The organism is Pseudomonas extremaustralis (assembly GCF_900102035.1).
GTDB classification, from domain to species: Bacteria; Pseudomonadota; Gammaproteobacteria; order Pseudomonadales; family Pseudomonadaceae; genus Aquipseudomonas; species Aquipseudomonas extremaustralis.
On sequence record NZ_LT629689.1, the window covers coordinates 507,526 to 521,136 of the forward strand.

Genomic DNA, 13,611 nt, shown 5'->3' on the forward strand with positions numbered 1-13,611 from the left:
AACGTCAGCGAGCGACGACCGGTGGCGACTGAGGCGCCTGGGGCGTGCGGGCTTCCAGTTGTACGATTTGGTTGAGCAGTGCCGGTATATCCAGGATCAGGGCTACCGCGCCGCTGCCCAAGATGGTCGAGCCGCTGATGCCGCGCAGCGCGCCGAACAACTTGCCCAGGGGTTTGATCACGGTCTGGAACTCGCCGAGCAGGTCATCCACCACCAGCCCGGCCTTGTGCTCGGCGTAACGCACCACCACCACATTCTGGCGTCGGGCGGGCGGGCCTTCGTGGCTGAAGTGATCGCGCAGGTCCACCAGCGGCAGCACCTCGCCGCGCAGGTCCAGGTAGCCCTGTTCGCGGCTGGACTGACGCTGGCGTTCGTCCAGCTCGATGCATTCCTGGACCATGTCCAGGGGAATCACGTAGGTGCAATGATCGATGCCCACCAGGAACCCGTTGATGATCGCCAGGGTCAGCGGCAGGCGTATGCGCACCACGGTGCCCTCGCCGGGACGGCTGTCCAGGTCTACGGTGCCGCGCAGCAGGGTGATGTTGCGCTTGACCACGTCCATGCCGACGCCGCGCCCGGACAGGTTGGTGACCGCTTCGGCGGTGGAGAACCCCGGCTCGAAGATCAGGTTGTAGATCTCTTGGTCGGTGAGCGCCGCGCCGCTGGCCACCAGCCCGCGTTCCTGGGCTTTGGCCAGGATGCGTTCGCGGTTGAGCCCGGCGCCGTCGTCGGCGATTTCGAGGACGATGCTGCCCGAGTCGTGGTACGCATTCAGGCTCAGGTGGCCTTTGGTCGGCTTGCCCGCCGCGCGCCGGGCGTCGGCGCTTTCGATGCCGTGATCCATGGCGTTGCGCAGCAGATGCATCAGCGGGTCGCCGATTTTCTCGACCACCGTTTTGTCCAGTTCGGTTTCCGCGCCGTTGATGATCAGGTCGATGTCCTTGCCCAGTTCCTGGCTGACATCGCGCACCACGCGGCGGAAGCGGTTGAAGGTGTCGCCGATGGGGATCATGCGCAGGTGCAGGGCGCCATCGAGAATCTCTTCGACCAGCCCCGATACCGTCGAGGTGGCTTCCTGCAGCGGATCGTTGTTGCAGGAGCGGGCCAGCAGGCTCGCGCCCGCGCTGGCGATGACCAGCTCGCCGACCAGGTTGATCAGCTCGTCAAGCTTGTCGGCATTGACCCGCACATAGTTGCCGTCCCGCAGTTTTGCGTCGCCGCTCGCCGCCGCGCGTGGCTGCACCGCTGTCGTGGGGCCTTGCTCGACCTCGGCGACCTCTTCGCTGTCGACGGCGGTGCTGTTGTCGCTTGGTTCATCGACGACGCTGATCTGGACTTCACAGTCATCGCGCACAAAGTCGAAGACTTCGTTGAGGGCGGCATGGCTGGCGCTGGAGCGCAGGTCGATCTCGAAGCCCAGGTAGCAGCTTTCCGGGTCCCAGCCGTCTACGGCCGGGATGCTATCGGTGAGGGTAGTGACGTGCAGCAACTGGCCCAGGGTTTCCAGGTAGCGCAGGAACGACAGCGGGTCCATGCCATTGCGGAACACGTCCGCACCAAAGCGCAGGGACAGGTGCCAGAGCACTTCGGTCGGTACGTCGTCGTCCATCGCCACGGTGTCGATGTCGGCGCTGGGCAACGGTGCTTCTTGATAGGCCCCCAGCGCCTCGCGCAAGGCGGCTTCGCGCTCCAGCGCCGCGGACGGCAGTGCCTCGCCGCGGCTGGCGACCACCTCGATCAGCTCGAGCATATGATCGCCGGACTGCAGCAGCACCGCGATCAGTGCGGCATCCACCGCCACGTGGCCATCGCGCAGGCGGTCGAGCACGTCTTCGACGATATGGGTGAAACTCACGATCGACGCCAGGCCGAACAACCCGGCGGAGCCCTTGATGGTGTGCGCGGCGCGAAACACCGCGCCAATGGCATCCTCATCGCCCGGCTCGCTCTCCAGTTGCAACAGGGATTGCTCCATGGCTTGCAACAGTTCGCGCGCTTCGACGATAAAAGTCTGCTGTGCCTGATCGAGATTAATGCTCACCTGGACATTCCTTGTGCGTTGAACGGAGGTGGGGCGCGCTAAAAAATCGCGTCGCCACACAATTGCAACGTTTGCGCGACCGCCTGGCTTTGCGCGGCCAGGCTCACCGTCGTGCCGCTGCTGGCGGCTTCACGCCGGATGACCGCGAGCCATTGCACGCCGGCGCCGTCGATTTCCGTGATCTGCGACAGGTCCAGTGCCAGGCGCGGCGCCGCCCCCACGTGTGGCAACAGAGTGGCGGCCAGTTCGGCCACGGTGTAGATGGTCAGTTCGCCGTCGATACTCACGTGGGTGGTGCCGTCGAAGGTGTCGAGGGTGATCGGCATGGCGAGCTCCTTGGTGGCGGGTGTCAGGGCAGGATCAGCTTGGACACCGCCGCCAGCATCTGCGCCGGTTGGAACGGCTTGACCACCCAGGCCTTGGCGCCCGCGGCCTGGCCTTCGGCTTTCTTCGATTCCTGGGACTCGGTGGTCAGCATGATGATCGGCGTGAACTTGTAGTTGGCCAGCTTCTTGACCTCCTTGACGAAGGTGATGCCGTCCATGTTGGGCATGTTCACGTCGCTGATGATCAGGTGCACTTTCTGCCCGGTGAGCTTGCTCAGGGCATCTTTGCCGTCGACGGCCTCGATCACGTCATAACCGGCGCTCTTCAGGGCAATGCCGACCACTTGCCGCACGCTGCTGGAGTCGTCGACCACTAATACGTTCTTCGCCATGATGTGCTCCTAAAAGAAGGTGATGTCTTGAGAATTCTGCTGCACGGCCGCCTCGCCATGGTGGGTGCGCCGTTGCTCTTCGGTGGCGTAGGTGGCCTCCATCTGCGCCAGCCATTGCCGGGCGTCGACGGTCACTGCCTGGTCCGGCGCCTGGCGGGCCTGCAAGAGGTGGTCATGCAGGGCGTGCATGTTGTCGCGCACGTGGCTGAGGATCTGGCTGACCCGATCCTGGAATTGCAGGTTGACCAGCACTTCGGTCATCTCATCGCGAATGCCATAGCTTTCCTGTTTGAGCAGGTCGGCGGATTCGGCCAGGCGCCCGGTGATGTTCTGAAAGCGTTCGAGCACCGTTTGAATACTGTTTTCGGAGGCGGCCACCGAGTTGCTGTCCTGGTCGGCGCTGCTGGAGGCGGCCTGTACCAGTTGGGTGATGGCGTTATTGATGATGTCGACCTTGGCCGACATCTGCTGGCCGGTTTCGCTGGACTTGCTCGACAGGCTGCGCACCGCGTCGGCCACCACCGCGAAGCCGCGACCGGCTTCACCGGCACGCGCCGCCTCGATGGCTGCGTTGAGCGCCAGCAGGTTGGTCTGCGCGGCAATCGCCGCGACGTCGGCGGCCATGGTGCGCAGTTCGCCGGTATAGGCGGTGAGGCTGCGTACTTGCACCAGGGTCTGGTCGCGGCTGGTTTGGGTGGCCTTGAGCGAGTCGATCACCTGGCTCAGTTCACTGTCGCTGCGGGCCAGCACCTTGAGTGCGCCGTCGGCGGCCTGCCCATCCAGTTCGCCGGCAGCGTGTTGCGAGGCTTGTACGGTTTCCTGCAAGCGCGCGGAGATCCCGGTGAAACGGTTGGCCAGGCTCACAATCGCTTCTTCGGTCTGCTGGCGCGAACTTTCCACCTGCTTGGCCCAGATCGGCATGGCGCCCAGTAGCACCTCATCTAGCTGTGCCCGCGCGGCCATGCGGTGCTGCGCCACGTCGGCGTCCGACTGATCCGCCAGCGCCCGTGCGGCCGCACGCTGCACCGCGTCACGCTGGGAACCCGCGCTCCAGGCGCAGGCACCCAGGCCGACCAGCACCAGTCCCGCGCAGACCGCCAGATTGGCCGGGGAGGTTGATTGCAGCAGTATCCACGCAACGGCAGGCACGACCGGGATGAGCGCGAACCAGCGAAAACGCGGATGACCGGTGAGGGGAAGCGGGTTGGATGGGCGCGAAGTCATGAGTTCGGTCCTTGAACGTTGTTGCGTAGGTAAACGATAAAGATGGTATCGGCGCTGTGGTTAGCGACTTTAGGCATGCCGTTTGCCTTCCGTCTGATTTGTGACCGGCAGGTTACCGATCGGGATGGCGGTTGGCCTGATTCGGGTAGTGGCGCAATGCTATCATACTTGCGGGCCGGTCTTGGAATAGATTGCGTGGTTTGACTGGCACCTGGTACGTCCGTTTAAACCACAATTGACTGAGGCAAATTCGTTCAAATGTAGGGATATCACCCATTGATATGTCCCTATGAACCGATAGCCCATGCACACAAGCATGGTCGAATATCCTAAACTCGCACGCTCCCAATCAGCCAAGGACACCTCAATGGGCATTCAAGGAAGAGACCGTCAGATCGACAATATCGAGTTCAATGTCGTCGATATCGCCCGAAGCAAGGCCTTTTACGGCAGTGTATTTGACTGGACGTTCATCGATTACGGCCCCACTTACAGTGAGTTCAGCGACGGTCGTATGACCGGTGGATTCACCACAGGCGAGCCGGTACGCACGGGCGGGCCGTTGATCATCCTCTATGCGCAAGACCTGGAGAGCACAGCGCTCAGGCTCAAGGCTGCGGGCGCGACGATCAGTCGTGAGGTTTTCTCGTTTCCCGGCGGGCGTCGGTTCCATTTCATCGACCCAGACGGTTATGAGCTCGCGGTGTGGTCGGACGCGCCATGAGGTCGGGGACGGGTAACCGCCTCGCGGGTCATGCCTTTGTGTGAAGCGCCTCAACACAATGTGCGCAAAGCTTAACTAACTGATTTGGAACGTCTTGATGTCCAGCAATAGGATTTACAGCCTGTTTACCTGCTCTTTGATTGCCGCAACGATGATGGCCGTCGTACCTGTTTCATTCGCCGCCACCGCTCAGGACATCGAGCGCCTCAGGCACTCGAACATGGATCAAATGCGCCAGGAAGCCCAGCAACGCGCCGACGAACAGGCACGTCAGGCGCGAGAGCAAATGCGTCAGCTTGAAGAGCGCAATCGACAGCAGGCGAAGGACCTCGAAGAGTGGAGCCGACGCCAGGCGCAGGAGCGAGAAGAAGCTGCGCGTAAAGCTCAGGACGAAGCGAGAGAAAAGCAATTGCGTGAAGACGCCGAGCGCGCGAACCCAGACGTTTCACCCGCCGAAAGCCGTGAGGCTGAGCTTCCACAGCGGCAGTGAACGGGGTTGATACACCTGTTTTTCAAGAGCGCATGCCCATCCAGATCACGGCTTCAGTCCACGCCGTCACCATCGGCGTCAGTGTTCTGAACCATGGGTCGCTTACATCGATCTGCGCGGCTGAGTGGTCATGGTGGTGCTGCTCCTCCGCCACAATCGAATCAATGGCTGCCACCGCATGCGGATCGATATCGCCCAATACGTGAAGTTGATGGGCCAGGTGCTTGAGCACCACACGCTCAACCGCAACGGTAGTCGCCACAATGGCCTTGCGACCACAGAGGCCGGTGATCAGCCCCAGCGCCAGACCACCAACGCCACACAACCAGTAACTCCGGCAGCGGCGATACCCGCGACGTTGCAGCTCTGCCTGAAAGACGGAGCGATGACGGCGCTCGTGAGAGAGAAACTCCTTGAGCTCCTCCACCATGCCCGGTACGAAAAGCCGCGCCATAAACAACTGCCCGCTGTAGATGCAAATCGCGCCATGCTCGCCGGCATGGTCAACCTTCATCATGCGGTTGCCGAGGTCTTTTCCATCAGCCAGGAGATCGGGTGAATACACAGTTGCCATGCCTTGGTCGAGGGGGCCGGGAGTCGGACCTGTCCTTGCGCGGTATCGTGCTGTAGCGCTGGGTGGATATGCAAGGATCTGAAAAAAGCGCGAGATCAGGGAGCAAGCCATTTTCACTTTTAAAATGGCTGCTTATGACTTCTCGATTGGTGATGGCTGAGTCCTGTGTCAGAAAGCGCAATCAATATGGTCCATGAAGAAATCCGTGCGATTTCAATCCAGCCGGCGGGACTGGAGATTAGCTTTTCTCTTCAGCCATTGCTCCTGTGTCATTTCCCAGATTTCCTTCAACAATGAGCCGCTGACAAAGTGGCCTTGCTGCGTATCAACCAGCCGCATGCCTTCACGTTCCGACACTTTGCGCGAAGCCTGGTTGCCCGCTGCCTTGGGCACTTGCATGACCGCGCGCCCCAGTGTTTCGAACCAATAGGCGTTGATGACCTCACAGGCTTCACCTATGTAACCCTTGCCCTGCCATTGAGGCGCCAGCCAGAAACCACGGTTGTTGCCAGGCTGGTCATACAGGCAAATGCTGCCAATGCTGTTGCTCGGATCGTCAGCCATGCGAATCATCCAATGCCATTCGCGCCCGGCGGCAATGGCGGGGAGGGCGCGGTCGCGAACGTAAGTCAGAGCGCCGTCGGGCGGGTAGGGCCAAGGCACATTGATGTCGAGAAAACGCACTATTTCCCAGTGGGGGAACAGTCGTTGAATATCTGCGGCATCGCTCAGTTGAAGGGGGGTGAGGATGAGGCGGCTAGTGATGAGCGTGGGGCTACTTTCCATAGTGGAGAATCCTTTGCGAGCGGTGGGGCGTTGGCATAAAGCGATTTTGGAGAATATCAGGCCTGGTTTCATTAGGCTGGCGAGCCTGTGGATGGGGCACTCTGCACCGTGCCGACGGCGCTACCCGCCTGTCACCAATCCCATGGGCGTGGCAATGACTAATATTGCAGTCCCGTGTGCGGCGATGGCGGCGTTTACCCCGTAGCGCATGCGGATGAAAGAACAGGCCAGGCCCTCCACCAGGGTGAACAATAAAATCGGCCAGCCAATCCGGGTGACGGTGAGCGCCAGGAATGAATGGCAGGCGGCGAAGGCGACAGCGCTGATCAGGGCCGCTCGCAGCGCAGAGGTGTGGTGTTCGAGGTGACCTTGCAGGATGCCGCGAAACAGCACCTCTTCCAGCGCATTACCGCCAAAAGCCAGCACGGCCATGCTCAGCCACCAAGGCCAATAACCGGCGATCTCGGCAATATCGAGGCCTTGATAAAGGCGCAGCGGAACGCCGATGGCCAACCCGGCTGCGATGCCCAGAGCGAGCCCGACAGCCCGATTGCCGCGACTCCAGATTATGAGTTTCCACAGTTCTGGAGCGGTCCTTGCCAGCGCGGCGACGACAGCCAGCGACAGGGCGCCCAGTGTGGCCAAGACAAACGGATTCGAAATAAAGCTGATCTGCGCGTCGCCACTCAGGGACCATAAGCGCAGTGGGGTCATCACGTCGCGCATCAGGACGAAGCCAAACAGTAGGATAACGATGCGCAAACCCGGCTGTGTCTTCGGTGTCAGACAGAACCAGAGGGCGCAGAGGCCAAGGCCAGGAAGCAGGTAGGTGGCATAGTCGATGAGTAGCGAAAGTCCGTCTGCGATCATTTGGCTGTCCGCGAGGCTTGAAGTCCATGTTGAGCCCAGTCATTAACGGCTGTGACCGGATAATTGGCCGCATCGGGCAACCTTGATGTCTGGCTCCCATGGGCCGCCGAGGTCATAAGGGAACGTGGCCAAGTGCTGTTGCCTTTGTCGATGCGTTTGATCAGTGTGCCGAACATCCCGGCTCCCCCAGTGCTATCCATCGCAATATGTTTGAACGCGGGAATCGGCGAAGACTTTACGGAAATGCTCAAATCGCCGCCCGCAATTCACGTGGTGACAGGCCATAGTGTGAGCGAAAGCGCACGGCAAAACGCGAGGCCGAGGCGTAACCGCAGGCGGCGGCAATTTCTCCGATCGGGCGAGAAGTTGTTTGCAACCGTAGTAATGCTGTCGACAGTCGAACGCCCTCCAAGATGTTCCTGAAACTATTACCCTCTTTCGCCAGTTGGCGACGCAATGTCGACTCACCCAGGTTCATGTGTTGTGCAATGCTCGCAACTGTCCAGTCTCTCTCCGGGCTGGCCATTACCAGTTGCTGCACACGTTCACACAGAGGATCGTTGCGCCCCATCAGCAGAGGACCGATCTGGCCGCCGAGGCACAGGCTCAGAAGAACCGCTTCCCCATAATGTGTGCATAGTGCCTGCGGGGCGTTCCCATTGATGGCGGCCAACAACTGCTCCCATGCCTGTGTCGTGTGCCTGTCCAGAGGAACGCATAGGTCGGTTTTCAGTACCCCGCGACAGCTCATGATCTGCTGGCTATAGCGGGTGCTGAAATTACGCAATGTCGACACGGGAAAGGTCACCGCATCGGCGATGTAGTGACCGTGAGGGCCTGGGAAGTTGGAGATACCAAGCTCGCGCCCGGCCGGCATCAGAATCAGCTGATTAGGCCCTGCGCGCATCTCGCGGTCGTCCCATTGCACCAGTTTTTCCCCCTGTCGCACTCGACACAAGGTGCTCACGAACACCGGCGTCCTTGGCAATGTCAGGGGGTGTCGCGCCCGTATGACACATGCATCGATGATGTTTTCCCGGTGCTGTATGCCGTCACAAGGGCGCATCGTTCTTAACGTCCGTAAGTTGAAGTAATGGTCGCTTTGGCCAAAGCGTTGGCATTGAGCATATAACCTACCAAGGCTCCACTGGCCTGGTTGTCGAGCGGTAGCTTATCGACTTTCAATGCCCACACGGTGAATTGATAGCGATGGGGTTTATCTCCTACAGGTGGGCAAACTCCGCCAAATCCTGGCTGACCATAATCGGTTCGCCCTTGTACTGCACCGACAGGCAGGTTCGCCCCCACTCCTCTTGGCAAGTGATTGGTGGAAGCCGGCAGGTTAAACACCGTCCAATGCCACCAACCGCTACCGGTTGGTGCATCGGGATCGTAAACGGTGATCGCAAAGCTTTTAGTCCCTGCCGGGGCGTTTATCCAGGAAAGCTCAGGAGAAGTGTTGCCGCCTTCGCAACCGAAGCCCTGGAACACTTCGCGACTGGTCAGCGGGCGATTGTCAGCAATATCCCGGCTGGTGAGCGAGAAATCGGCAGCGTATGCAGTGAATGTTACGGCCATGGAAAGTGCTGGCAGGATTAATCTGATTTTCATCGCGACTCCATCTGAGTTTTAAAGGGAAACTCGAGTCTAGGTTGAGCAAAGAGTGGTTACTGTGCCGAAATGCTCGATAACAGTGCCGAAATGCTCTATTGCTCAACCGAACGATTGAATCTGTGGATGGGGCATTCTTCACTCTACCGGGAGGTAAAGCGCCGCTACCGCAGCGTACTGGATGCAAGCACCGGGATATGCGCCGGACGATAGGGTCGACTATAGCGACATGCCTGCGCCTAGTCGGACTTGCTCAAGTGCATGTCCGCGTCTGGAAGCTTGGCAATCACCTTGATCTCAAACTGGTACCCATACAGCCACGTAACCCCTACGCCTGTCAGCGTCGGGTGGGGCGCGTTGCCCCAGAACTCCGGTATCACCTTCCAGATCGTTTCGAACTTGGATTCGGGATCAACGATAAACACCGTCACGTCAATCACATCGTCAAAGGTGCAACCGGCAGCACCCAGGATCGCATTCAGGTTGTTGAACGCCAGACGGACCTGATCCTCCAGATCGGGTTCGGGCGAGCCGTCTTCATGGCTGCCGACCTGCCCAGACACAAATAAAAAGCCATTGGACTTGATGGCCGGTGAATAGCGATTGCGCTCGTACAGCGTCTGACGTCCAGGCGGAAAAACCACATTACGCTGCGTCATGGATGCCTCCATCAAAGGGTCGAAATTGACCCGCAATTAACGATGGGCAGACTCTAGGGGCTTGTGCCAAGGCGATAAACCAGCAACCTTAGCCAGCACTGTTTGTGAAACCCAAACAATCGAGCGCGGAGGCCGTAATGGACCGTTTTGATGCAATGCAGGCATTTGCTCGCGTGGTGGAAGCCGGCAGCTTCACCAAGGCCGCCGATACCCTGCACATGAGCAAGACCACCGTGACCCAACTGGTGCAGCAGTTGGAAGCGCGCCTGCGGGTCAAATTGCTTAACCGCACCACGCGCAAAGTCAACGTCACGGCCGACGGTGCGGTGTATTACGAGCGCGTGTTACAGCTGCTGGCCGACATGGACGATGCCGAGACCAGCCTGTCCAGCGCGGCGACGCTGCCCAGGGGCCGCCTGCGCGTGGATGTGCCAAGCCCGCTGGCCAGCATGATCCTCGTGCCCGCATTGCCTGCGTTTTATGCCCGGTACCCGGACATCCAGATAGATATGGGCGTCAGCGACCGTATCGTCGACATGATCGATGAGAACGTAGATTGCGTCGTGCGCGGCGGCGAACTCACCGACCAATCCCTGATGGCGCGCCGGGTAGGCGATCTTCCACTCGGCGTGTTTGCCGCGCCGAGCTACCTGGCACGCGTGGGCACGCCCGTACACCCACAGGACCTGGAAAACTCTCACCATCGTATCGTCGGCTTCCTGTGGGCCCGCACCGGCAAACCCGTGCCCTATGCCATGCGCAAGCATCTGGAAAGTCTCCAGATCAAAGGCCGCTACGCCTTGGCGGTCGATGACGGCAATGCCTACCTCGCCGCCGGCCTGGCGGGTCTTGGGGTACTGTGGCTGCCCACCTACATGTCGCAAGCCTTTGTGGACCGGGGGGAATTAGTGCCCTTGTTCGAGGACTGGAGCCTCGACCCGATGCCGCTTTACGTAGCCTTTCCGCCAAACCGGCATATCAGTCTCAAGTTGCGTGTGTTTATCGAATGGGTGGCTGAGTTGATGGCAGTGCATGCGCCTGTCAGTGGGCGATAGGAGCGGGCTGACCGGCTCGTGTATCCGCGTTTGTAATGCGTGAGTACGTGTCGAGCAGCCCGGCTAAATCCTCGTAGCAAGCGGCCAGGTCGTGAGCACCCAGCCGCATCAACGATCTCGACGTTCGACGTGCCTGAGCCGCGCTGATCGCTGGGTTGAAGGCATACCTTGAAATTCGCCGATCCCCCCGTTGCGCACACTTGGCGATCGCTGAGTCGGGTTCCAGCTCGCGTGTTTTGCGTTGCACAGTCAGCAACCGGCGACTCAATTGAAGGGACACAGAACCGGCCTGGCCAGCCTGTGGGTGACCAGCGCCCAAAAGTGCCTGCAAGGCGACCAAACGGTGCTGTTGCCTGGCCTGCCATTTGAGCAGGTCCATGCGTCGCCCGTGACGGAGCAATCGTCGTGTGTCCCTGTGCAACGCATTGGTCAAGACGTGTACGTGGCTGGCGGATTTTCCCGGCAGTAGCTGGAAGGCCAACAGGCAGATAGCAAGCGCGACCAGCCAGGCGAACGCTTGATTGGCGAAGTCGCTGAAATCGTATTGGGCGGTGCCGCCGGTGCTGACGAGCGTGTTAAAGCCGATCAGGTAGGCAATGCCTTGCAAGGCGTGACGTGGCCGGGTGGTGGCATGAATCCCGACGCCCCAAAATGCGATCAATACGACCGTCAGCAACCCGAACCCGCTGATGTAGGGCAACACCAGAAACTTGCACGCCGCGGCCGCCAGTATTCCGTAGAGCGTTCCCGTGAAGAAGCGCGCAATGCCTTGAGCGGGCGCCGCGCTGGTGGCCAGCAAAGTGCAGCAGGGGCCTAACACCGCCAATAACGTTGGCCCTTGGTCCCAGGCGCTCAGGTACCAGACCGCAGCGGTTGCAAGCGTGGCCACCAGGGCGCGTAACCCGTTACGCAGCGCATCGCCGTAATGGCGGTGAAAATCGACGGCGCGGGCCGCTGTTTGGGGCGCGCGCTCAAGGCAGGCAAAGCTCAGCAAGGCGCTGGACAGGTCTGCCAATTGTTCACTCAAGCGTTGCTGGCTTTTACTGTTTTCATGATCGTGGGCGAAGCTGTGCTGCATCTCCCGGACACGATCAGCCGCCGCAGAAAAACCGGGCTGTGCGTCGGCCAACTGTTGCAACTGCGCGCCAATTCGATCGAGGGCAGGCAAGCCACCGCGATTGACCGGTGACTCGTCCAGGATCACCGCATGCAAATACGCAAGCCCTGCCTGCAGGGACGCAAGCCTGGAGCGGACCCGCTGGGACTCACCTCGGCCGATCCCGAGAAGCTCGTCCACCTTACTCACATCGATGGCGAGCGTGTCTTGCGCTAGCGCCGGTTGCGCGCTGTGTGTCCCCTCAAATCGCAAGGCCAGCAACCGCATGGTGCGGGCAGAGACGTCCTTAAGCGCTTTGTTTAGTTTGTCCTCGACGGTTTTGCGGCTGAACAGCGTCGCCACAAGACTCAGGCTCAGCACCCCAAGGACCACCGCCGTGCCCCGCGCCACGATATGCTCGAAACCTTGCTGCGGGGCAACAATGGCGGGGCCCAGGGCAAGGCAAACGGTGTAGCCCGCGACAACTGCCGCCGTTGCCTGGTAGTGCCGAAGCACGGTCATTGCGCCGACACAGAGGCCCAGCCACACCCCGACCCCGAGGATGAACAGCAGCATTTTTTGCGCGAACAGGCCGGTCAGGAGCAAGGCGGCGAGCAAACCCACCATGGTTCCCAATACCCGATTGAACCCCTTGCCGACCACCGCACCCTGTAGCGGATGGATCAGCAACAACACGGTCGAAGCTCCCGAGAACGGCGCCTCCAGGTGCAATTGGAACCCCAGCCACAGGGCCAATGTGGCAGCGGCAAGACTGCGCAATACATAACCCGATACGTCGGGCGACCAAGAGCCAGGCAGCGCCCCCAGCATTCGCAATGCAACGGCCATCACATGAACTCCTGGAGCCACTGCGTCAGCCGCCAGCGGGTTGCAGCTTCCGCCTCGACGACCTCGATACTCGCGGTCATCCCCGCCGCCAGTTCAACGCCTGCCGGCACCTTGTCCAACTCAATCCGAACCGGCACACGCTGGGCCAGGCGTATCCAGCTGAACGTTGGCGCCACTTGAGGCAAGCCACTGTTACTGCGCAGCTCATTACCATCGGCAATACCTCTGCCGATGCTCGCCACATGCCCTTCGAGCAGCGGTGAAAAGCCCATCAGCTTGATGGACGCCGTAGCCCCCACTCGAACACCGGGCAGCTTGGTCTCTTCAAAGTAACCGGTGACCCAGAAGCTATGGCTATCGACCACAAAAATATTGGTATCGCCCGCCGCAGCGTAGTCACCGGGCTGAAGCCGCAGTTGGGTCACATACCCGTCGACCGGCGAACGAACGGTCGTGCGCTCCAGATCCAACTGCGAGTGGGCCAACTGGCTCTGGGCCGCGTCCAGACGCGCCCTGGCCACCATCAGGTCGCGGGCCGCGTTGTCGGTTTCCTCCCGCGCAATGGCATCGCCGAGTTGCTTGCGGCGGTTGAGCTGTGAGCTGCGTTGCTCGAAGACACTACGCGCCTCGGCAAGCTCGGCCGTTCGCTGTCGCTGGGCCAGCAGATAGGCGCGCCGGTCGATCTGATACAGCAACGCGCCCTTGGCGACCCACTGGTTGTCCCCAACGAGCAGTCGTTCAACCTGGCCGGACACCTCAGGTGCAATACGGATGACTTGCGCGCTGACACGCCCGTCCCGCGTCCAGGGGGCCAGCTCATAGGCGCGCCACAACTGCGTACAGAGCAGCAGCGCCGTCAAGCCGAGCACAACGGTTACGAGGGTCTTGAGGATGTGTTTGATCGTCATCGC

At 60.6% G+C, this 13,611-nt stretch carries 15 protein-coding genes; 3 read left to right on the forward strand and 12 right to left on the reverse strand.

Translation table 11 applies throughout. The features are described from left to right. Positions 1–4: 4 nt before the first annotated feature. Genes BLR63_RS02535 through BLR63_RS02550 form a run of 4 tightly spaced genes read right to left on the reverse strand, consistent with a single transcriptional unit; the run spans position 5 to position 3,986 of the window. Entirely contained in the window at positions 5–2,044 is a 2,040-nt protein-coding gene (locus BLR63_RS02535; protein ID WP_010567245.1) for a chemotaxis protein CheA, read from the reverse strand. Positions 2,045–2,082: 38 nt separating this feature from the next. Then, a complete protein-coding gene (locus BLR63_RS02540; RefSeq protein ID WP_010567246.1) occupies positions 2,083–2,370 on the reverse strand; it encodes an STAS domain-containing protein in 288 nt (95 codons plus the stop codon). 23 nt (positions 2,371–2,393) lie between these two features. Then, positions 2,394–2,762 carry a response regulator gene (locus tag BLR63_RS02545; RefSeq protein ID WP_010567247.1) on the reverse strand — a complete coding sequence of 123 codons (369 nt, stop codon included), beginning with the start codon at positions 2,760–2,762 and terminating at the stop codon, positions 2,394–2,396. Between the two features lie 9 nt (positions 2,763–2,771). Next, positions 2,772–3,986, reverse strand: a complete 1,215-nt coding sequence (locus BLR63_RS02550) for a methyl-accepting chemotaxis protein (protein WP_010567248.1) — start codon at positions 3,984–3,986, stop codon at positions 2,772–2,774. 367 nt (positions 3,987–4,353) lie between these two features. On the opposite strand from BLR63_RS02550, the gene BLR63_RS02555 reads away from it, so the two are divergent. Next, positions 4,354–4,710 carry a VOC family protein gene (locus BLR63_RS02555; RefSeq protein WP_010567249.1) on the forward strand — a complete coding sequence of 119 codons (357 nt, stop codon included), beginning with the start codon at positions 4,354–4,356 and terminating at the stop codon, positions 4,708–4,710. 97 nt (positions 4,711–4,807) lie between these two features. Continuing rightward, a complete protein-coding gene (locus BLR63_RS02560; RefSeq protein WP_010567250.1) occupies positions 4,808–5,200 on the forward strand; it encodes a hypothetical protein in 393 nt (130 codons plus the stop codon). Between the two features lie 22 nt (positions 5,201–5,222). Here the strand turns inward: BLR63_RS02560 and BLR63_RS02565 are convergent, their stop codons facing one another. The 6 genes from BLR63_RS02565 to BLR63_RS02590 all read right to left on the reverse strand — a co-directional run bounded on the left by BLR63_RS02565 (position 5,223) and on the right by BLR63_RS02590 (position 9,700). Further along, positions 5,223–5,774, reverse strand: coding sequence for a 3-demethoxyubiquinol 3-hydroxylase (locus BLR63_RS02565; protein WP_179130330.1), 552 nt, complete (start codon positions 5,772–5,774; stop codon positions 5,223–5,225). Between the two features lie 213 nt (positions 5,775–5,987). Beyond that, positions 5,988–6,560 (reverse strand): GNAT family N-acetyltransferase, encoded by a 573-nt coding sequence (locus BLR63_RS02570; RefSeq protein ID WP_010567252.1) that lies wholly within the window; start codon positions 6,558–6,560, stop codon positions 5,988–5,990. A 120-nt stretch (positions 6,561–6,680) separates the two neighbouring features. Then, positions 6,681–7,430 carry a CPBP family intramembrane glutamic endopeptidase gene (locus BLR63_RS02575; RefSeq protein WP_010567253.1) on the reverse strand — a complete coding sequence of 250 codons (750 nt, stop codon included), beginning with the start codon at positions 7,428–7,430 and terminating at the stop codon, positions 6,681–6,683. Positions 7,431–7,677: 247 nt separating this feature from the next. Continuing rightward, positions 7,678–8,496, reverse strand: a complete 819-nt coding sequence (locus BLR63_RS02580) for a helix-turn-helix transcriptional regulator (RefSeq protein WP_042947525.1) — start codon at positions 8,494–8,496, stop codon at positions 7,678–7,680. 5 nt (positions 8,497–8,501) lie between these two features. Then, entirely contained in the window at positions 8,502–9,041 is a 540-nt protein-coding gene (locus BLR63_RS02585; RefSeq protein WP_010567255.1) for a kinase inhibitor, read from the reverse strand. A 239-nt stretch (positions 9,042–9,280) separates the two neighbouring features. Next, positions 9,281–9,700 carry a RidA family protein gene (locus tag BLR63_RS02590; RefSeq protein ID WP_010567256.1) on the reverse strand — a complete coding sequence of 140 codons (420 nt, stop codon included), beginning with the start codon at positions 9,698–9,700 and terminating at the stop codon, positions 9,281–9,283. A gap of 137 nt (positions 9,701–9,837) precedes the next feature. Here BLR63_RS02590 and BLR63_RS02595 point away from each other — a divergent pair, with 137 nt between their 5' ends. Continuing rightward, entirely contained in the window at positions 9,838–10,755 is a 918-nt protein-coding gene (locus tag BLR63_RS02595) for a LysR family transcriptional regulator (protein WP_010567257.1), read from the forward strand. On the opposite strand, the gene BLR63_RS02600 is transcribed toward BLR63_RS02595, so the two are convergent. After that, entirely contained in the window at positions 10,742–12,700 is a 1,959-nt protein-coding gene (locus BLR63_RS02600; protein ID WP_010567258.1) for an FUSC family protein, read from the reverse strand. The two genes, BLR63_RS02595 and BLR63_RS02600, sit on opposite strands and share 14 nt — an antisense overlap. Then, positions 12,700–13,608, reverse strand: coding sequence for an efflux RND transporter periplasmic adaptor subunit (locus tag BLR63_RS02605; RefSeq protein ID WP_010567259.1), 909 nt, complete (start codon positions 13,606–13,608; stop codon positions 12,700–12,702). The genes BLR63_RS02600 and BLR63_RS02605 overlap by 1 nt, the downstream gene beginning before the upstream one ends. Positions 13,609–13,611: the final 3 nt, after the last annotated feature.